The sequence below is a fragment of the Microcoleus sp. M2_D5 genome (assembly GCF_036701935.1).
Lineage (GTDB): Bacteria > Cyanobacteriota > Cyanobacteriia > Cyanobacteriales > Microcoleaceae > Microcoleus.
This window is the reverse complement of the sequence record NZ_JAUBRP010000097.1, coordinates 1-21026: the sequence shown is the minus strand read 5'-3', so window position 1 is coordinate 21026 and position 21026 is coordinate 1. Positions and strand designations below refer to the sequence as shown.

The window sequence follows — 21026 nt, the reverse complement described above, 5'->3', positions numbered from 1 at the left end:
GTCCCGCCAGTCCTTTTTGGACTGGCGGGACGCCCATCCCACAATAACAATTAAAATTATACAGCATATTCCATGTGTATGTAGATCGCAAGAAACCGGGTTTCTAGCAACAGAATCAGAACCAGAGGCGAGAACTGTAAAGAAACCCGGTTTCTGGAGTGTACTTCATAAACCACCGAATACGCTGTAAGTTATTTAATTCGCGAGCCTTAGAGAATATTAGTAACTTGGTCGAGGAAAATTCAAGCTGTTTCGGAGGATCTTGCTTAAAAAATTCCCCCACCCAAAAAACGCGGTGTTTTGGATTCTGGCTGTGCCTTGCTACTAGAAAACGGCTAGCACCCCCACGGGGTAACAGCCCCTCGTCTTATTTAGTTTTTGACGATCGACTAATTATCAGTCCTGGACGCACACACTCTACCTGTAAGGTGTGCAGTCCACACCTTACCGCTTGTAATGGCGGGGCCGGTTAGTACCTCTGATACAAACGAGTTTACCGGATCGCTCACCCGCCCTACCACACGAGGTTAATTGGTACTACGAACCTGCCAGGATTTTTAGGTAAGCTTGTACTGTGTTGGATAACCCCATTTCTAGCGCTTCCGCAATTAAAGCATGACCAATTGATACTTCTAGTATATCAGGAATCGAGCAAAATTTAGCTAAGTTTTGCAAATTTAAATCATGTCCGGCATTCACCCCTAAACCTGCTGATTGAGCCGCTTTAGCTGCTAAGACATATTGTTGAAAAACAAAGTCTGCTCTACCTTCGCGAAAAGCAGTTGCGTAGGGTTCCGTGTACAGTTCTACTCTGTCTGCTCCAACTTCTTTTGCTAGCGGCATGAGAGCAGCATCTGCGTCCATAAACAAGCTGACTCTGATGCCGTTGTCTTTTAATTTTTCAATGATTGGTAAGAGCCGATCGCGATTTTCGGGAATATTCCAACCGCTATCGGATGTTAGCGCGTCGGGAGCGTCCGGCACCAAGGTACACTGAGCCGGTTTTACGTCGCAAACTATATCCATAAATGGCGGCTGAAACGGATTTCCTTCGATGTTGAACTCGACAGTTAGCATTTTGGCTAATTCGTAAACATCGGCAGCTTTGATGTGCCTTTCGTCGGGGCGGGGATGGACTGTAACGCCATGAGCTCCGGCAGCAATTACAGTTTTTGCGGCTTCGGTAACGCTGGGGATGCCGATGTTTCGAGAGTTTCTGAGGAGGGCGATTCTGTTGATGTTGACGCTGAGTTTGGTCATGGGATGTTAATCTTTAAGGTTGAACTCACATCTTGCATCTTTCTCAAGAACGGGCTCTTCGGCCCGTTCCACAAAGAGTAGATTTTCCTGTGGAACAGGCCGAAAAGCCTGTTCAAAAAAGGAGTATTGACAATGGTGCAAGATATAAGTTGATAATACTATATTAATCGCTTTTGGTACGAAATCTTGAGCCTATTGCGGTAGTGTTAGGGCATTATCAGAGGAAAAATTTGCTTGTGCAAGCGGTAAACTTTCTGCAAAGAAAGCCTCCGCTTTTTGCTGTTTGGCTGCCAAATCTTCAAGGTTGGCGATGCAGAAAAGCGGTGCGACGCGATCGACTATTTCGGGGGTAAAGTCTCGGGTAAAATATTTGAGTTCAAAATCGTATCTGTGGGGACGGTAAATCATTCCCAGCAGTTCGACTAAGGGTAGAAGCGTCCAATTGTGATAGTTGCCGATCGCATCTACTAAATGTCCGCGATAAATCTCTTTTTTTACCAGAGGTTGCAGCAAATCGAAACGGATTTTAAGGTCGTTGAATCTCGACTGCATTGTAGATAAATGTTGGCTTCGCTCCAAAGGATGCGGTACAATTAGATTAGCTTTGTCAAAGGCGATCGGCACTTTCCCGTGTCTCTCTATTTCCAGAAAATCGTTGTGGCTGCTGCGCCGGAAAACGGCGAAATCAATTAGCAAGAACGGGGGGGTTTCTTTCACCCGCCAGAAGCACTGCGATTGACCGTGCCAAGCGGGTTCGGGAACTCGATATTTGAGTTCTATCTCGCCAATTTCTGCGAGGGCTTGTTCAACAATCTCCAATGTTTCTTCCACGCAGTTATCTTCAACCACAACCGCAATATCGAGGTCTGACCACTCGTCGGTGTATCCGTGGGCAGCAGAACCTCCTTGCCACAAAGCGAGAACAAAATCTAAAGGTTGTAAGGTTGAAACAATCTTTTCAAGAATGATTTGTCTCATGGAATCAAGCTATACTGTTTGTTTTCCCTGGCTTGCACAAGTTTAACAAACCATCGCGGGTTGAGATTGCTCCGCAACAGTTCCCCGAAGAGTTGCTACTAATGCTTCCGGTTGTGTACGGCTGCCAAAAATTACACGGGAAGCTGCAAGGGAAAGTAACAATCTTTGGGAAAGTACGCGCGGCGAAGCTATCCCGTAGGGAATCGCCCGCGAGTGAAAATCAGCCTTAAATTGTCAGAATCAGAAACTTGCCCCCTGTCCGGTAACATGAGAAAGGATTAATTTTTAACAGCGCGGCATGGCAACTATTTGGGAACTCGACTTTTACAGCCGTCCGATCGTAGACGAGCGAGAGAAAAAAAAATGGGAAGTGTTGATCTGCGAAAGCCCGCTGAATGTAGGCGACAAGGCAGAATCTCTTTTTCGCTACTCGCAATTCTGCTCCAGTTCTACCGTGAATTCCCTGTGGCTGGCGGGTGCAATTAAAGATGCGATCGCCGCAGCACCGAAACGCCCCGAAAAAATCCGCTTTTTCCGCCGCCAAATGGCGAACATGATTACTAAAGCCTGCGATGACTTGGACATTCCCGCCGCCTGCAGCCGCCGCACCCTCGCCCTCAGCCTGTGGCTGGAAGAACGGATGCAAGACGTTTATCCCGCCGAACCGGGCTATCAACCGGTTGTGAACCCCAGCGTTCAATTTGTACCCGAAACGCCAGTTGCGCTGCCGGATGCTTTAATCGGCGAAAAATGGGCGTTTGTGAGTTTGCCGATCGCCGCTTTTGACGAAATGTCCGAGTGGGATATCGGATTTGGCGAAGCTTTCGGACTGCCGATGACACGCCTGGGCCCGGAAACGCAAATTCCGGGACTGATTATCTACTCGTCGAGAGCAAACGCCCTGGCAGGTTGGATGTCGGGTTTAGAGTTGGCTTTTCTGAAATTTGAGAGCGGCCCACCCGCTAGGCTGGTATTAGATACGGGAGCTAACGATCGCTGGATTTTAGCGAGTGTCAGAGACGCAGCAACTGAGAGAGAAGCGAAAGGATTTGAAGCCGCGAAAAACCAAGCAAAAAAAGTACATTTCTTAGCAATTCAGTCGAATCCCGAATCGGAATCTTTTGCTGGATTTTGGTTGCTGCACGAACTAACTATTTAGTTATTAGTCATCAGTCATTAGTTATGAGTCAATATAGCTGTGAACTCTAGACTAATGACGGTAGATTGTTAACTGATGACTGATGACCAATGACTGTAAAATCTGGTTATCGCCAATTACACCAGTTTTCCCAAAAGAATCTAAATGTAGACCCGTGCACCCAACCCATATCCAGTAAGGATCGTCAATTAAATAATTTCCCTTTTTTCTTGTGGGATGGGCGTCCCGCCCGTCCTTTCTGGGCGGGCGTCCCGCCCACCCCACAACAAACATGAAAAGTGGATTTTATTTAATTCTCATTCCTAAGTTATTGCCAATTCTTTAATCGAAAATCGAAAATCGAAAATCGAAAATCGAACCGCCCATTACCAACCACCGACAACAATGACCAATCACCAATCAGCAGAACAACTGCTAGAACTAGCCACCAAAGCAGGTGCAGAAGCTGCTGAGGTGTTGGAATCGCAATCGCTCTCGCGGCCGGTCTTTTTTGAAGCAAACCGCCTCAAACAGCTAGAAACCGCCCAAGCAGAAGGCATTGCCCTGCGGCTGTGGCGAGATGGGCGGCCGGGTTTGGCGGTGGCCTACGGGCCCGTGGAAGCGCAAATTTTGGTGGACAGGGCGATCGCGCTTTCACAACTTAACGAACCGGAAACCATCGAACTAGGCACCGGTGAGAAAATTGTTTATCCCGATCGCGGAGTGTCGGTGCCGGCCGAACAGCTAGTAAACTGGGGCAAAGAGGCGATCGCGATCGTCCGCGAAGCCTATCCCGAAAGCCTCTGCACCGCCGAACTCGACTGCGAAATCGAAAGCACTCGCTTGGTGAACACCAAAGGCTTGGATTCCAGTCACACCGACACCACCCTCAGCGGTTACTTGTCAGCAGAATTAGTGCGGGGAGAAGATTTCCTCAACATTTGGGAAGGCGAAACCGAACGCGGCACCCTCGACTTAAACACCAGCGCCAAGCGGGTTTTGCAGCGTTTAGAATGGGCGAAAGACAATGTAGCCCCCCCCACGGGCCGCGTGCCGGTGCTGTTTACAGCCAAAGCAGCCGACTTGCTGTGGGGGACTGTCTGTGCGGCGTTGAACGGCAAACAGGTACTCGAAGGCGCTTCGCCTTGGAACGATCGATTGGGCCAACAAGTGACTTCGCCCCTTGTCACCCTCTCGCAGCAGCCGGATATCGGGCCCTATAGCTGTCCTTTTGATGACGAAGGTACTCCGACTCGGGCGATCGTCTTTATCAACAGCGGAGTGTTGCAGCTATTTTATACCGATCGTACCACCGGTCGAGCCTTGGGCAGCGGGACCACCGGCAACGGATTTCGGCCGGGTTTGGGCAGCTATCCCACGCCGAGTTTGTTCAATGTTTTGATTAAACCAGGTTCGCGATCGCTAATCGATTTAATCGCTAAATTAGACGACGGAATTGTAGTCGATCAAATGCTTGGCGGCAGTCCCGGAATTTCCGGCGATTTTTCAATTAATGTCGATCTCGGCTACCGAGTCAAAAAAGGTCAAATAGTCGGCAGAATCAAAGACACAATGGTAGCTGGCAATGTTTACAGCGTCCTCAAACAATTAGTAGAATTGGGCGGAGACTCCGAGTGGAACGGTTCTTGCCAAACACCGTCTCTAATTGTAGAAGGATTGTCCGTCATCGGCAAGAATTAAAGTCAGTTGTTAGTAGTCAGTTGGCAGTTGGCAGTTGGCAGTTGTAAGTAGCCAGTTGTCAGCAATCATCCGTTAACAGTCAACAGTCAACAGTCAACAGTCAACAATTCCCACACATAATATGCGTATTTGTTTTATCGGCGATTCTTTTGTAAACGGTACTTGCGATCCAAAATGTCTCGGTTGGACAGGACGGATTTGCGCGGCCGCTTGCGGACAAGGACACGATATTACCTACTACAATTTAGGAATAAGGGGAGCAACCAGTGCCAATATAGAAACTCGTTGGTTCAACGAAGTTAGTTGCCGCTTACCTCACTATGGCGATGGCAGAATAGTATTTTCCTTTGGCGTTAACGACACTTACCTAGAAAACGAAAAAATTCGCATAGAAGTAGAAAAATCAATTGAAAATGCTCGATTTATTCTCTCGTCAGCCAAACAAATATTTCCAGTATTAATGGTAGGGCCACCGCCAGTGATCGATGCAGAACGCACAAAGCGGATTGCCAACTTATCCGAACAGTTTGCCCTAGTTTGCAACGAGTTAAATGTGCCTTATTTAGATGTTTGCATTCCGCTGCAAAACTCGGAAATTTGGCATAAAGAACTTACCGAAAATGACGTTTCCCATCCCCGCGCCGCCGGTTACGCTGAATTGGCTAAAATAGTGCACAATTGGGACGGTTGGAAAGCTTGGTTTAAAAATATCAATATCTCAGATCGAGAGACAGTAACGCTGTTCCGAGCCGTCGGCAAAAAAGAAATGGAACTGATTAAAGAAAGCGATTTTCTGGCATTTCCGCCCCGCTTATCCTTTCAGCCTATTTTTTATCCCGTGCTTCACAAAGCCTATGCCATACAAATCGCGCGAGATTGGAATACAAGAGATGCAGCATCGGGATATTTCGGCTATGTCACCCGCTTTCGGGTGGCGGCAGAATTCTTGAAAAAATATCCCGTACAAACTGTGGGCAGTTCAATACACCAAGAATATTGGATTCCCGCAGAAGAATTGGCTCAATTCAATCAAAACATTGTCGGAAAAATTGAAATTTTTGCTGAATATCAACCGTAGAATAGCAGCGAACTATGCTAGAATTTAATCAATTTGAAGTAGTGAGCTTTGACTGCTAGGGCACTCTGAAAGATTGGGCAAGGGGAATACTGCTAGTCTTGAGACAATTGCTGTCAAGTCGCCAAAGAGATTTGGGTAAATCGCAGACACGAACAAACAGGATTTGGGGCGACACTGCCGGCCAGGGGCCAGTCTGATTTAGAAGTGCCGGATTTGAAAACACTGGTGGAGGCTATAAGGTAAAAAAAACGCAGATTGATATCAAATCCGGTAGCATCGAAATTACAGCAGATTTCAGGTAAGTATCGCGAATTAAATAACTTACAATTTTAATGGTTATTGTGGGATGGGCGTCCCGCCCCTCATGAGTGGACGGGCGGGACGCCCATCCCACAATCTTGTGGAAGTTATTTAATTCTCATTCCTAAATATCGAAGGATTTTTTGCTAAAGTGCGATCGAGCAGACAATTCTCAGGTCATCTACGCTATTTATGCCGTACATAACTATCCCTAAACAATTTAGGGAACCTTCCAGGGTTATCAAATCTCAACTTTTTTTACGGCCGAAACGCCTAGCCATTTTTGAAGCTTGTCTGATCGGCTTAGTGGCAGGACTTGCTGGTGTTTTGCTAAAGTCGGGAGTCGGATGGCTCGGCAGTTGGCGAGTTGCTACCTCGACATTAATCCCAGCTTGGATCTTACTTCCCAGTGTCGGTTTATTGGGGGGGTTGCTGACAGGTTTATTGGTTGAGCGTTTGGCTCCAGAAACTGCGGGCAGCGGCATTCCTCACGTCAAAGCTGCTCTTGGCGGAGTCAATCTTTCCTTAGATTTGCGAGTAGCCGTTGCCAAACTTCTGACCACTATTTTAGCAGTTGGTTCCGGTTTAACTTTAGGAAGGCAAGGCCCGACTGTGCAAATAGGAGCATCTTTGGCCGGCTGGATAGGTCACTTGATGCCGACTTCCCCAGACTACCGCCGACAATTGATTGCTTGCGGTGCTGCGGCGGGATTGGCTGCTGGTTTCAATGCTCCCATTGCAGGAGTTTTGTTTGTAGTTGAAGAACTGCTGCACGATGTTTCGGGATTGACTTTAGGGACTGCAATTATCGCTTCATTTATCGGTGCAGTTGTCTCGCAGCTTTTGGGCGGCGATAGTTTAAGTTTGAACCTTCGCGCGTACCAAACCAGTTTTGATGCTCGGGAAATCCCGTTTTACATACTGTTAGGAGCTTTAGCGGGATGGCTGGGAGCTTTGTTCACCAAAGGGATTATGGCTAGCTTGCAATTTAACAGGCGATCGCTCAAATTAGCTTTGCCTGTGCGAATGGCTCTAGCTGGCATAATCTGCGGTTCAGTAATAGCTTTTCTCCCAGCAACTTTCCGCGATAATACGGGTTTACGGGAGTTTATGCTGACAGGCGAAGCAAGGGGCATAACGAGTTTAATTGCCTTTATAGCTCACTTTTTTCTGACAATTATTTCTGCTGCTTCTGGAGCTCCGGGAGGATTGTTTTCCCCAGCCCTAGTTATGGGTTCTGCACTCGGTCACATGGTGGGAATTGTGCAGGCAGATTCCCTGGGTGTCGGTTTGCCGGTAACTTACGCTTTGGCGGGAATGGGAGCGTTTTTTTGTGCGGTTTCTAGGGCGCCGATTACTGCGGTAGTGATTGTGTTTGAAATTACGGCGGATTTCAAATTAGTGCTGCCTTTGATGATCTGTTCTGTAGTTGCTTATTTGGTGGCGGAAAAGGTGGACAGCGGCTCTTTTTACGATCGCCTTTTGGAGTTTAACGGCATTCAACTGACAAAGGCAAAAGCGGCGAGCAATACTTTGAGCGACTTGCACGCAGATGACGTGATGCAGCGCCGAGTTGAAACTCTTTCGAGTCTGCTGACTTTTGATGAAGTGATGCAGGCTTTTTCGCGATCGCACCACCGAGGATTTCCAGTCGTTGAAGATGGCAAATTAGTCGGAATTGTCAGTCAAACCGATTTGGCAAATGCCCGTGAGCGCAATTTGTCAGGCAACTCGCTGCTCAAAGAATTTATGACCGTACAGCCGATCGCCGTCAAAGCAAGCGATACTTTAAGCGAGGTATTGTACAGGCTCAACAACTACAATATCAGCCGCTTGCCAGTCGTAGAAGGCCGCCGTTTGGTGGGAATTATTACCCGCAGCGACATTATCCGAGTTGAATCCGATCGCCTCACCGGAGAAACAACCCAGGGCCCGCATCCAGAACCTTCCTATGTTGTCTATCAAACCAGGGCTCCGCAAGTCGGAAACGGCCGCTTATTAGTGCCGCTTTCCAACCCCCAAACAGCACCCGCTTTGCTGCGGCTGGCGGCGGCGATCGCGCGCGATCGCAATTACGAATTAGAATGCTTGCAAATCATCTTAGTACCGCGCAACAGTTCCCCCTCCGAAAGCGCAGTGCGGACAACCAAAAGCCGCCGCCTGCTGCAACAAGCCGAACGAATTATTCGCAATTTGAACTTGCCGGTACACACCCAAATACGGGTAGCTCACGACGTGCCTCACGCGATTTTGGAGACAATTAAGGAGCGACATATCGATTTGATTTTGATGGGCTGGCAAGGCGAATTATCCACAAAAGAACGCATTTTTGGCGATGTGGTCGATACCGTAATTCGGCAAGCAGGCTGCGAGGTAATTTTGGTTAAATGGAGCGAAAAACTATTAGCAACACGTCAGAAAAATGAGTTTGCCGCCGCTTTCAGCGGGCGGAAATATACCTCTATCGAATGGGAGTTAAAGCTGGAAAAAGTTGAGGGCGCAGATAATCCCCCATTGGCGATATCCTCAGATTCATCAGCGAATCCAGAGACTGAACTTTCCCCGCCGAATTCAGACATTCCAGCGCCAGAATTGGGACTGCACACGCTGATGGGTTTGCACCGCTGGTTGGTGCCTATTCGCGGCGGTTACAAGCAAGCTGCGGCTTTGCGGCTGCTACCTGCTTTGGTGGCTGCGAGTGCTGTACCGGAGATTAAATTGTGTCAGGTTCACCAGCCTTCTGTCGCAGCACCAGATCGCGGAGAATTAAAGCAAGCGGCGGAGTTTATCAAGCGCCGGGTTAGCTGTTCGATAATAGCGACTTCGGTTTGCGCTAAATCGGTTTCTGATGCTTTAATTGATTTGGCTCAGAACGATCAGTGCGATGCGATCGTCCTGGGAGCAAGCCGGGAAGGGCTGCTGAAACAGGTGATTCACGGGAACATTCCAGAAGCTGTGGCGCGCGGGTGCGACTGTACAGTCATTTTAGTGCGATCGGCCTCTTAGCTAACCAGACGGGAATCCCCCTTCTTCCTAACATCTGTTAAATCTCACATCTTGCACCATTCTCAAGAACAGGCAAGATGCCTGTGAAGCGAAGAGTGAATTTTCTTGTGGAACAGGCATCTTGCCTGTTCATAAAAAGCTTATTGAGAATGGTGCAACATCTCAGTTAAATCTGACATCTTGCAGCAATATCAATAATAGGATTTTTCGTGGTGTCGGGCGGGTTTATAGAACCTATTTGCAAGCTTTAAGGCTGTTGGCGAACCCGCCCCTACGGCTAATTGAGAATGGTGCAAGATATCTGTTAAATGCGTTGGCGAATTTCCTTCTTCTTATGGCAGCCAAAAATCTGGAATGAAAGTTTTAGTCATACTGCGAGTAAACTGATTAATCTTTCTCCCGATTTGAATGTGCGGTTCGTCAGCTTCCACGGGAATAATTGCCGCTTTGCTTCCGATTCCGAAACGCGAAATTACCAAATTAGCCGCCTCCAAACCAGTAACATAAGCCTTTTCTTGCGACCAAGAACCGTGGCGGGTGACAACCCAATCGCCGCTCATAAATACATTATCATAACTTGTTACCGCAGGCAACAAATACTGATAGCTGCCAGGGGCAAAATGCGTCACCGCCCGCGACAGCCGAATCGCGCTGCTGTCAATTACTTTTGCCTCCCGAAAAGCGGGGATGCAAGTCGCTAAATCCCGCTGAACTAAGGAAACTATTTCCTCATTTTTTAGGGGAATTAATTGATTTGCGTGATAAAAGTCAGCTTCGACAACTGTTCCAGGTTCGTCTCGAAATTCGTCGTGCAAAGCATTCAAATCAAAAAACGTCCAACCTGTAGTTGAACTAAATCCAAAACAGGCATTAGAAGGCAGGGGAATCTCAATTTTCCTGTCAAACCACAGGCGAACAGCTAACACGTCAACTGCACCCAAATTCATCGCATCTCGAAACTCTTGGCGACTTTGCAAAGCTGGGCTGCTGCTGATAATTTTTTGCATTCCCGTGACGCCAACTGCAAAAATAACTGCATCTGCCTCGAAGGTTTCTTCGCCGCAAACAACGCCTGTTGCTCGGTTGTTGCTGTCAACGATTAAATCAGTAACTCGCTGCTTTGTCAATACTTTTGCGCCGATTGTTTCCAGGCGATCGACCCACGGGCGAAAGATTTTTTCTCCGACTGTGCCGCGACACCAAACTACATCAAAATCCGGTTGGTGTGCTAATATGAAATAATAAAGCATTCCCAAAGCTGCGGCAGCAGAACATTGTTCTCCTGGTGCAAATAAACCTACTAATAACATCGGTTCAAAAGCATCGCGGTACAGTCTTGCAGAAACGCCAAATTGTTTGAATAGTTCGCGGGCTGTGACGCGATCGTACCTGCGCCAAGCTTCGTCGGAATTGTCGAAATCTAGGACGGCGTAGAGTAAGGGCAAGGCTGAAAGCCGATCGACTAATGGCAGCCTTTTAAATCTGGTGTAAAGAAAGGTTCCTAACGGTGTAGGAAGGCGCGGTTCGTCCTGAAAAATCGGCGATTCTACTTCCAATCCCGCTGGTGAATACTGACAAGAACGAGTCCAAGGTGTGAAGGGATCGAGTCCTAATTGCTTGACTAAGGAAAAGATATTTTGGTAGGGATACCAGAAGCCATGAATCCCAGCTTCTACGGAACGCCCGCCGGCGGTTTTCCACCCTGCAACTAAGCCGCCCGGATAAGGGCCTGCTTCTAACAAAGTTACGTCATAGCCTTGCTGGGCTAGGTGATAGGTAGCGCCTAAACCGGCCCATCCTGCACCGACGACGACTATTTTTGGGGTTGACGATTCTGCTGACATTGCGTACCTCTTGATAATTTAGGATCGGGAATTAAATAACTTACAATTTTAATTGTTATTGTGGGATGGGCGTCCCGCCCGTCCAAAAAGGGCGGGCGGGACGCCCACCCCACTTTCCTTGTGTAAGTTATTTAATTTTCATTCCTTATTAAGGATGACATAATTCATAAAATGCGGATTTGATATAAAATGTGTTGAATTATGTGCTAAATTTCGCTTGAGTGAATAATGAGTGTCAAAAACCGCCAGCAGACTAACCTGTTGCTGCTCTTATTTCCCGCTACGGCCTGGCTGATGGTTTTCTTCATTTTGCCCCTGCTAATTGTACTGTTGTACAGTTTCTTAGAACGCGGTACTTACGGCGGCGTTACTTGGATATTTACTCTCAGCAACTACCAGCGTTTGTTCAGCGGACTTTTCTTAGGAGTAATTGGGCGATCGCTGTGGCTGGCTTTTCTAACAACAGCCACTTGCTTGTTAGTGGGCTATCCCCTCGCATTCTTCATCGCCACCCGTTCTCCCCGCTGGCGCAATGCTTTGCTTTTGCTGGTAATTATTCCATTTTGGACTAATTTTTTAGTAAGAACCTACGCTTGGATCGTACTGCTGCGTAGCGAAGGAGTAGTTAACACAGCCTTGCAAAGCCTGCAAATTATTAGCGAACCGTTAAACTTGCTTTTTACGCCTTTCGCTGTGGCGATCGGTCTGATTTACGGCTATTTACCTTTCATGGTTCTGCCTTTATATTCTAGCATAGAACGCTTCAATTTTTCATTGGTAGAAGCCGCTCACGATTTAGGTGCAAATGACATCCGCACTTTCTGGCGCGTATTTTTGCCATTAACAAGTCGCGGCATTGTGGCAGGATCTATTTTAGTTTTTGTTCCCGCTGTGGGCGCTTTCATCACACCGGATATATTGGGCGGATCTAAAACAGTGATGGTGGGAAATTTGATTCAAAATCAGTTTATGAGAGCCCGCGACTGGCCTTTTGGATCGGCGCTTTCTATGCTGTTAACGGTAATCATATTGATTCCGGTGTTAATTTACTTCCGCGTGTCTGACGAAACTTAAACAGGTAGATTGAGATTGACAGTTGGGTGGGGCGGGTTTATGAGATTATTGGTCTTAGGCACAGATTGTCTGTAAAACCTGCCCCGGAGGGCGAACCTATTTTTGACTAATGACTAAACTAGATTTACTCGTGCGGGCGATCGGCAAAAAGTGGCTTTTGGTACAAGCTGTACTAGCATTAGCCTTTCTTTACTTGCCAATTCTCATCTTAATTATTTACTCCTTTAACGCCTCCAGATTCAATGCCGTTTGGCGCGGTTTTACCCTCGATTGGTACCGCAGTTTGTTTAGCAATGCAGGGGCGACGATTGCTACGAGTAGCAGCGCCGGAATCTGGACAGCACTCAACAACAGCTTGCTAATTGCAGCTATTTCGACTGTGTTAGCGACAATTTTTGGTACAATGCTCGCCCTAGCACTCGAACGCTTTCATTTTCCGGGGCGCAAAGCAGTAGAAGCTTTACTGTTTTTGCCGATTATTATGCCCGAAATTACGATCGGCATTTCGCTGCTAGTTTTCTTTACCCTAGTATTTCGGATCGTAGAAAATCTCACGGGAATTCGCCTGAATCTCGGCTTACCTACTGTAATTATCGGTCACATTGTCTTTAATATTTCCTTTGTGACTATTACTGTCAGGGCGCGTTTGGCGGAACTAGAGCCTCAATTAGAACAAGCAGCTTTTGACTTAGGCGCTAACGAATGGCGGGCTTTTTGGCGCATCACTCTCCCTCTAATTTGGCCTGCTATTTTCAGCGCTGCACTGTTGGCTTTTACTTTGTCGCTGGACGATTTTGTCGTGACATTTTTTACCACCGGCGTCGGTTCCATGACGCTACCATTATTTGTTTACGGCATGATAAAATTCTCAGTGACGCCAGCGATTAATGCTATTTCAACTTTGATGTTGTTGGCTTCATTGTTGCTGGTTGTATCATCGTTAAAAGTTCAAAAAAATTAAAAAATTTTCTTTCTGTGTCATAATGATTGTCGTCTGCAACTAACAAAACCTATGAAACGCCTGCTGACTTTCCTACTTTTGTTTGTGATGAGTGCAACGGTGGCTTTCGGCTGTAGCCCCACAGGTGGCAACCAACAGCAAGTGCTCAGCATTTACAATTATGCAAGTTATATCGCCCCAGAAGCGATCGCCCAATTCGAGAAAGAGAACAATGTTAAAATTCAATACGACACTTTCGAGAACAGCGACGCACTCTATGCCAAACTCAAACAGGGCAACCCCGGTTACGACTTAATATTTCCCGCCGATTACATGGTGAAAATCATGATTGCAGAAAATATAATTGAGCCGCTGAATTTAAACAATATTCCCAACCAAAAAAACCTAGAACCTAAGTTTATCAATCAAGCTTTTGACCCTGGGAATAAATATTCGCTGCCCTACCAGTGGGGAACAATGGGAATTGGCTACAACGTGAAAACAGTCCAGGGAGAAATTAACAGTTGGGGGGTGATGTTCGACCCTAAATATACCGGAAAAGTAGCGTGGCAAGACGATGCTAGATACACATTAGCAGGAGTTTTAATGTATTTAGGATTTGACCCAAATACAACCAATCCCGAAGAGATTAACAAAGCCCGCGATTTGCTGATTAAAAGTAAAAATATCATTGCAGCTTTTGTCCCCGACACCGGGCAAAATATGCTAGATCAAGGAGAAGTAAATTTGACAATGGAATGGAGCGGTGATATTTTCCAAGTGATGACAGAAAATCCTAATCTCCGTTACGCTATTCCCAAAGAAGGAACAATCATTTTTTCTGACAACATGGCTATTCCCAAAGGTGCGCCCCAGAAAGAGTTAGCGGAGAAATTTATTAACTTTATTTTGCAGCCAGAAGTCGGCGCTCAAATTTCTAATTTTACCCACTTCGGATCGCCCAACAAAGCAGCAATCGATCGAGGTTTAATCGACCAGAAAGATTTGAAAAATCCTCAAATTTACCCGCCGACTGAGGTGTTTGCCAAAATGAAATTATTGGAGGATGTCGGGAAAGCAACCGCATTGTACGATCGAGCTTGGACGGAAGTTAAAGCAGGGGCTGGAAAGTAGATATAAAACAGGTTTCTGCCGGGGCTGGTTTACTTAATTTTTTAGCTTGTTTTGGAGTTGCACCATTCTCAAGAACAGGCAAGATGCCTGTTCCACAAAGAATAAATTTCTTGTGGAACGGGCCGGAGAGCCCGTCAAGAACAGGCAAGATGCCTGTTCCACAAAGAATAAATTTCTTGTGGAACGGGCCGGAGAGCCCGTTCCTAAACCAGTAATTGAGAATGGTGCAAGATATCAGTTTAACCAGACTAAAACTCAGATTTTTATTACTCACACATACTAACACAATGCACTCTGTCGAAGTTTTAGAAGTTTCCAAAGTATTTAAAAGCGCCCGCAGTCAAGATTTCTTAGCGGTAGATAACATCAACCTGCAAATTTACGATCGCGAATTCTTTTCTTTACTAGGCCCTTCCGGCTGCGGCAAAACTACAACTTTGCGAATGATTGCCGGTTTTGAAATTCCCACAGCGGGCGAAATTTACATTCACTGCCAACCGATGCAAAATCGCCCGCCATTTCACCGCCCAGTAAATACGGTATTTCAAAACTATGCTTTATTTCCGCACATGACAGTAGCACAAAATGTCGCTTTTGGGTTGGAAATGGAGAATATGCCTCAGCAAACAATTCGCGATCGCGTTGCTGAAGCCTTAGCATTAGTACAGTTAACCGAGGTAGGAAAACGCTATCCCCGCCAACTGTCAGGCGGACAGCAGCAGCGAGTGGCACTAGCAAGAGCATTAGTCAAACAACCGTCTGTTTTGCTGTTGGATGAACCCCTAGGAGCGCTGGATTTAAAATTGCGTAAAGAGATGCAGTTAGAATTAAAAAAAATGCAGCGAAAATTGGGCATTACGTTTATTTATGTAACTCACGATCAGGAAGAAGCACTAACAATGTCAGACAGAATTGCAGTGATGGATGGAGGAAAACTGCAACAAGTCGGCACGCCTGTTGATATTTATGAATATCCTAAAACGCGGTTTGTTGCTGATTTTATTGGCGACAGCAATTTTTTAAATGGTCGAGTAGTAGAAAAGCAAAATGGTAAAATAATCGTGTTGGTTGACCAGCAGTTGCCCGTGTTAGTTGCGACAGCCGAAGATATGCCCGCTGGGAAAGTTGTAACGCTGGTGTTGCGGCCAGAAAAAGCTGCTATTTATCCGGCTAATTATGAGGATGAAAATAGCTGGCCGGGAATAGTAGAAGAGGCTATTTATATTGGCACTGATACGCGCTATACGGTGCGGTTGACTGCTAAAAGTTCGATCGCCCTTCGCCGACAAAACTTGCACAGAGATGACTTGCAGCGACACCAAGTCGGCGACAGCGTTCGAGTAGCAGTGCCGCCGGAAAGTATCTACATTGTTTGACACTCAAGCGGGCTGAAGCCACGGAGATTATTTGGAAGATTAGACCTCTTGCAAAAATAGCTGGGACGGGCTCTCCGGCCCATCCCACAAAAAGTTTTTTCTCTTGTGGGATGGGAATCTTGCCCGTCCGAAAATTTGCTTAAAATGACTTTTGCAAAAAGTCTATTGAGGAGCCGATTGAAGATGTACTTCCTTCCCGGTAGAAGATAATCTACTTCTTCCTTCTGCTTCCTCCTTCTTCCTACCCTACGGGAACGGCTTCGCCGAACGCGTTTTTCGCGTCTTCGCGGTTCAATAATATAGACAGTATTGCTGCTAAATCCGCGTTTGACTTTGCAAAATTTCCTCCAACAGTCGCTCTTGACTTTTCGCAGGTTCCTTGCAAGTCAAACACTCGCAAACTAACCCGATAACACCTTCAGGCAAATCAGCCTCAATCTGACAGACAGCAGTCGGATAATACTGCGAAATCAACCCCGAAATCTGGTCGGGTGACGTGCGAATCAAGGTAGAATGCTGATACCAGTCGATCGCCGAAAGTAGACTCGGACAAGCTTGCGGAGCATCTTGTACAATACTGCTGAAAGCTTGCAAACCTTGCTCCGCGCGATCGAGATATTCTAGATTCGGGCCCAACAGCGCGAGGCGAACCAAAGAGGCGATCGCAATTCCATTCGCCGCCGGAGTTGCATTGTCTATATAGCTGCGTTCCCGCACCAACAAATCTCCGCTAGCATCCTTAGCAGTATTGTAATATCCTCCCAATTCCACGCTCCACAAAAACTCATCAAACTCTTCTTGCACCTGCACAGCTTTCTCCAACCAAAACTGAGAATTCGGCAACTGTTTTGCCTCTTCCCCGTTTCCTAAAGTCAAACTCGCTTGGTGCAAATCCAACAAAGCTTTCACAAACAAAGCATAATCTTCCGACTGCGCGGTAACAGCAGATTGTCCGTCATAATTCAACCGCTGAAACCGCCCATCCGTCCACTGATTGTCTAAAATAAAACTAGCCGCTTTCACAGCTAATTCTAGATATTCCCAATTTCCAAAAACAGCCGCCGCGCGGGCCAAACCCGAAATCATCAAGCTATTCCAAGCAGCAATCATTTTCGTGTCAGTAACTGCGGGAATTCTACCCGGCCAACTGTCGTTTTTAGCTTCTTGATTGTTGCGGGCTGGCGGAAAGGTTTTTACAGTATCGGGATGACCACCGTAACGCACAGCAAAGAGTTTAGCCAAAGCCGTTTCTACCGTGTCGCTCAGTTTTCCTGGATGGCGGCGCTGCAATACATTCTTGCCTTCAAAATTGCCGCTGCGACTAACAGTAAACTGTGCTTTAATTTCCGCCAATTCCTCAGCAGTTAATAGTTGTTCCAGTTCGGCGTAAGTCCAGACATAAAATGCTCCTTCTTCCGGTTCAACTTCCTGTGAAGTGTTAAAACTATCAGCATCCTGTGCAGCATAAAAATAGCCTGTTGGCGCAATCATTTCTCGCTTCAGCCATTCTACTGTCCCCGCGATCGCAGTTTCAAAAGCGGGTTCTTGTATTCCCGCGCTCCACAAATTTGCTAAATACTCAACAATTTGACCGTTGTCGTAGAGCATTTTTTCAAAGTGCGGGACAGTCCAAGTCGCGTCAACCGTATAGCGGTGAAATCCGCCTCCTACGTGGTCGTAAATGCCGCCCAATGCTAAGTCTAATCCGCGCTGAGTGCAGACTTGTTTGCTGTCGTATTTTGATTCAAAATTAAATCGCGTTCCCCGCAGTGCTAGCTCAGCATAAGGTATCATCGGAAAACTGGGGCCGGGGTTGTGGCCTGCAACAATTCCGGTATTGGTTTCTAACCCTTTCTGGAAGAGTTCGCGATTTAATTCGGCGGTGACTCCTGACAGCGCTGCCGACTGTTGGAGGTTGCCTAAAATCTCTGCTTTGAAGGCTTCTACTTTGCCTTTTTCTGTGTCGTAAAAGCGGCGAATTGCTTGCAAAACTTCTAAAAATCCCGGCCGTCCGTAGCGCGGTTCTACGGGGAAATAAGTGCCTCCGTAGAAGGGAACTCGCTCGTCTGGAGTGAGAAAAACGTTGAGCGGCCAACCGCCTTGACCGGTCATCATTTGCAAGGTTTGCATATAAATGCTGTCGATATCCGGGCGTTCTTCACGATCGACTTTTATCGGTATAAAATGCGAATTCATGTATTGGGCGATCGCGCGATCGGAAAATGCTTCCCCTTCCATCACCGTACACCAGTGGCAGCTAGAGTAGCCAATTGACAGGAAAATCGGTTTATTTTCGCTTCGGGCCGCTTCCAAAGCTTCGTCACACCAGGGCCACCAGTCGATCGGATTTTCGGCGTGTTTCCGCAGGTAAAGGCTTTGGGATTGAGCAAGACGGTTGACCATAATCAAATCCACTTTAACTCGTACTGGGTAAGCTTGTCAGTTCTATAGCAGTTTAGCGCGAGATGTTTTAGTTGAGTTGTTGCTGATAATTATGTTTTAATATTAAGGTTGATTATCTGGATCTAATATGAGCTTATCATCTCGGAGAACCTTCAATCAACAGCTAGGACAATTTTTGCTGAGTGCTGCTGTTCCTCCTGCTGTTCTCAAACTCAGCCAAACTGAATCCTCAGAGCCAGCTTTATTAGAAACTAATCTTAACAATTTCCTGGCGAAAGCAGACCCAGAAATAGAATTATTAGTCCCGACCTTTTTAGGTAACGACAAGCGTCGGTTCTACGGCAGAGGTGTTCCGAAAAGTTTGAAGTTAATCGACAAATTTCCACTCGGCAGCGGTCGGACTTTTCTGGGAAGGCGGTCTGTAGTTTGGAGCGGCGCGGGTTGGACTGGACAGCCGACAATTACCAGAGACGGGGGAAAAACTTATTTAATTATAGGTGCTTACGACCACAATTTGCGAAAAATAGATATTGCTACTAATAAAGAAGTTTGGCGCTATAAATTTGATGATATAATCAAAGGTTCATCAACAATTTATATCGACCAAAAAGCTAGCGCCGAAAACAGAATTGTAATTTTGCAGGGCAGCCGCAGCGGTGGCGGTGGCAAAAGTGTCGTGCCGAGTTTTAGGGCAATATCTTTTAGAACTGGCAAGGAACTTTGGAAATTGGACATCAGGAGAACGCCCAGCTACAGCCGGGATAATGACAGCAGCGCTTTGGACATCGGCGGTGGCGTTTTGTTCAATGCGGGGGAAAATGCGATCGGCTATTTTCTCGATAGTTCCACAAGCAATGCAAAAATTAAACAAGGCATCAAGCAGCCAAATATCTTGTCGGAAGTACAGCTTTATGCAGCAGCAGATATCAGCAAGCACGGCGGCAACTTGGTAGCAGAGTCATCGCCATCACGGCTCAAAGATAGAATATTTATAGCTGCTGGTTCCGGTCATATTTACGGTATTAGCATTGCAACTAAAAAGATAGTTTGGGATTTCTATACTGGTTCAGATTTGGATGGAAGTGCTGTAATATCTAAATCAGGGAAACTATTTTGTGCCATTGAAAAACAATACATTCAGGGCAACGGCGGAGTGCTGAAGCTGAATCCCAACAAGGAACCGAATGCCAGCGTCGAATGGTTTTTGCCGACGGGAAATCGCCGACTTTCTAGCTGGGAAGGCGGGATAATTGGCTCGGTGGCGTTGAATGACGAGTACAATTCAGGGGAGTTTCCGGCGCTGTTTGCCACAAATGCGATCGACGGCAATTTGTACATCGGTTCCCAAGATATGATTACAGGTGAAAAAACTTTTGTGCCTTGGCGAAACCAGTCTTGCGATACTCCGGTAATAGTATTTAAAAAAGCGATTGGTTCTTCTATTTCGACTCCGATTTTTACCGATGGCAATAAACTGATCAGTGCGGGATACAACGGTGTTTATTTGTTCAATTTGAATTGGGAACGAGCGAAGTCGGGGGATCGGAATGCTTTGAGAAATGCTAAAGGCGAGTTTTACCGTTTGAAAGTAATAGAATCGGGGAGATTTAAGCCGGGTTTGTCATTTGAGGCGACGCCTGTAGTGTGGGACGGAATCGTCAGGATTTGCGCGAGGGATGGCTGGATGTATACTTTGGGTTAGTTATTGGTATTTTGTACTTCTATTGGGAACAGGCAAGATGCCTGTTCCACAAGAGAATTGACTTATTGTGGAACAGGCATCTTGCCTGTTCTTAAAAAGGTGTTGAAATCCGCCAATGCCACTACCTGCCGTTTAACTGCGCTTATATCTTTCATATAAAAGATGTCAGGTATCGGAAACCTGTTATAGCAATCCTCGCATCATTTGCGAATTTCTTATTCCCTCCCCGAACTCGCGGGGAGGGTTGGGGTGGGGTAAAAAATTTACGACTCCTGCAAGGATTGATATACCAGCAGTGCACGAGTTTGATTGGTCGCTGTTGATTTTACGAAGGTGGGGATTGCGATTGTCGCTGAATGCTGGGAATGTCGATCGAACTGAAGGGAAAGACTACGAACAAGCGTTTCAACGGCGGCGGTTCAAGAAACAGGCGGGACAGTGAAAAGCGCTTTTTATCGGTATAAAGTGCGAATTCAGGTATTGGACGATCGCGCGATCGCAAAATCCCTCACCTTCCATCACCCTACACCAGTTGCAGCTAGAGTAGCGATTTGACAGAAAAATCGGTTTATTTTCCCTCCGGGCCCTGTCTCAGGCTTCGTCGCACCAGGCCCACCAGTCGATCGAATTTTCCGCGTGTTTTCGCTTTTGCTGGCTAAGCTTGTCATATTATGTCAGGTCGATTACCCCTAATAAGGTAGGGGCGGGTTCACCAACAATACCTGCCAATAATTGACAATCTCAAAAACCCGCCCTTTGTATCTTAAAAGAGTGAGGACGGTAGGGGCAGGGCCGTTTCATTCTCTTGTAGGGGCAATCCCACGCCCGGTTGCCCCCATCCCGTGACTGCCCCAATCCCGTGGTTGCCCCCATCCCACCAAATGCCTAACAAATCCTGGATGGGTCAGCATTCTTGGCACGAACCGTACAAAAAGCTGGTTTTCCGTAGGGGCAATCCCACGCCCGATTGCCCCGAAACAGCCGCGACGGTAAAGGTGTTCCCAAAACTATAGACCTCTTGCAAAAATAATTAGGACGGGCTCTCCGGCCCATCCCACAAGAGTTATTTTTTCTTGTGGGATGGGCCGGAGA

Annotated in this window: 16 protein-coding genes and 1 pseudogene; 11 read left to right on the top strand and 6 right to left on the bottom strand. The window is 46.8% G+C overall.

Annotated elements, in window-relative coordinates; genetic code table 11:
• The coding region (locus QUA50_RS26605; RefSeq protein WP_333401539.1) for a hypothetical protein at positions 1-190 on the top strand (190 nt) is incomplete at its 5' end.
• Positions 191-537: 347 nt separating this feature from the next.
• On the opposite strand, the gene QUA50_RS26600 is transcribed toward QUA50_RS26605, so the two are convergent.
• The gene (locus tag QUA50_RS26600; RefSeq protein ID WP_333265105.1) at positions 538-1260 is read right to left on the bottom strand and encodes a pyridoxine 5'-phosphate synthase; all 723 of its coding nucleotides are present in this window, start codon (positions 1258-1260) and stop codon (positions 538-540) included.
• 192 nt (positions 1261-1452) lie between these two features.
• Positions 1453-2238, bottom strand: coding sequence for a nucleotidyltransferase domain-containing protein (locus QUA50_RS26595; protein WP_333265106.1), 786 nt, complete (start codon positions 2236-2238; stop codon positions 1453-1455).
• Positions 2239-2536: 298 nt separating this feature from the next.
• Here QUA50_RS26595 and QUA50_RS26590 point away from each other — a divergent pair, with 298 nt between their 5' ends.
• The 4 genes from QUA50_RS26590 to QUA50_RS26575 all read left to right on the top strand — a co-directional run bounded on the left by QUA50_RS26590 (position 2537) and on the right by QUA50_RS26575 (position 9461).
• Positions 2537-3397, top strand: a complete 861-nt coding sequence (locus tag QUA50_RS26590; RefSeq protein ID WP_333265107.1) for a Tab2/Atab2 family RNA-binding protein — start codon at positions 2537-2539, stop codon at positions 3395-3397.
• A 384-nt stretch (positions 3398-3781) separates the two neighbouring features.
• Positions 3782-5077, top strand: coding sequence for a TldD/PmbA family protein (locus tag QUA50_RS26585; RefSeq protein ID WP_333265108.1), 1296 nt, complete (start codon positions 3782-3784; stop codon positions 5075-5077).
• A 121-nt stretch (positions 5078-5198) separates the two neighbouring features.
• Entirely contained in the window at positions 5199-6155 is a 957-nt protein-coding gene (locus QUA50_RS26580; protein ID WP_333265109.1) for a GDSL-type esterase/lipase family protein, read from the top strand.
• A 492-nt stretch (positions 6156-6647) separates the two neighbouring features.
• Positions 6648-9461: a chloride channel protein gene (locus QUA50_RS26575; protein WP_333265110.1), complete on the top strand. Its 2814-nt coding sequence runs from the start codon at positions 6648-6650 to the stop codon at positions 9459-9461.
• A 332-nt stretch (positions 9462-9793) separates the two neighbouring features.
• Here the strand turns inward: QUA50_RS26575 and QUA50_RS26570 are convergent, their stop codons facing one another.
• Positions 9794-11305, bottom strand: a complete 1512-nt coding sequence (locus QUA50_RS26570) for an FAD-dependent oxidoreductase (RefSeq protein WP_333265111.1) — start codon at positions 11303-11305, stop codon at positions 9794-9796.
• Between the two features lie 228 nt (positions 11306-11533).
• Between QUA50_RS26570 and QUA50_RS26565 the strand changes: the two genes are divergently transcribed.
• From QUA50_RS26565 to QUA50_RS26550, 4 genes are all read left to right on the top strand, one after another.
• Positions 11534-12379 carry an ABC transporter permease gene (locus tag QUA50_RS26565; RefSeq protein WP_333265112.1) on the top strand — a complete coding sequence of 282 codons (846 nt, stop codon included), beginning with the start codon at positions 11534-11536 and terminating at the stop codon, positions 12377-12379.
• 109 nt (positions 12380-12488) lie between these two features.
• A complete protein-coding gene (locus QUA50_RS26560) occupies positions 12489-13340 on the top strand; it encodes an ABC transporter permease (RefSeq protein ID WP_333265113.1) in 852 nt (283 codons plus the stop codon).
• A 51-nt stretch (positions 13341-13391) separates the two neighbouring features.
• Complete coding sequence (locus QUA50_RS26555; protein ID WP_333265114.1) at positions 13392-14453, top strand: spermidine/putrescine ABC transporter substrate-binding protein; 1062 nt, start codon at positions 13392-13394, stop codon at positions 14451-14453.
• Positions 14454-14740: 287 nt separating this feature from the next.
• Positions 14741-15829 carry an ABC transporter ATP-binding protein gene (locus QUA50_RS26550; protein ID WP_333265115.1) on the top strand — a complete coding sequence of 363 codons (1089 nt, stop codon included), beginning with the start codon at positions 14741-14743 and terminating at the stop codon, positions 15827-15829.
• A 315-nt stretch (positions 15830-16144) separates the two neighbouring features.
• Here the strand turns inward: QUA50_RS26550 and QUA50_RS26545 are convergent, their stop codons facing one another.
• Positions 16145-18232 (bottom strand): thioredoxin domain-containing protein, encoded by a 2088-nt coding sequence (locus QUA50_RS26545; protein WP_333265116.1) that lies wholly within the window; start codon positions 18230-18232, stop codon positions 16145-16147.
• A gap of 127 nt (positions 18233-18359) precedes the next feature.
• Between QUA50_RS26545 and QUA50_RS26540 the strand changes: the two genes are divergently transcribed.
• Both QUA50_RS26540 and QUA50_RS26535 read left to right on the top strand, forming a co-directional pair.
• Positions 18360-19934, top strand: coding sequence for an outer membrane protein assembly factor BamB family protein (locus QUA50_RS26540; RefSeq protein ID WP_333265117.1), 1575 nt, complete (start codon positions 18360-18362; stop codon positions 19932-19934).
• A 295-nt stretch (positions 19935-20229) separates the two neighbouring features.
• On the top strand, positions 20230-20376 hold the full coding sequence (locus QUA50_RS26535; protein WP_333265118.1) for a hypothetical protein: 147 nt from the start codon (positions 20230-20232) through the stop codon (positions 20374-20376).
• An 8-nt stretch (positions 20377-20384) separates the two neighbouring features.
• Here the strand turns inward: QUA50_RS26535 and QUA50_RS29325 are convergent.
• Positions 20385-20558, bottom strand: a pseudogene (locus tag QUA50_RS29325) (DUF255 domain-containing protein); the annotation flags it as partial.
• 261 nt (positions 20559-20819) lie between these two features.
• Positions 20820-21026, bottom strand: a 207-nt coding sequence (locus tag QUA50_RS26525; protein ID WP_333433671.1) for a hypothetical protein, incomplete at its 5' end; no start/stop codon positions are given.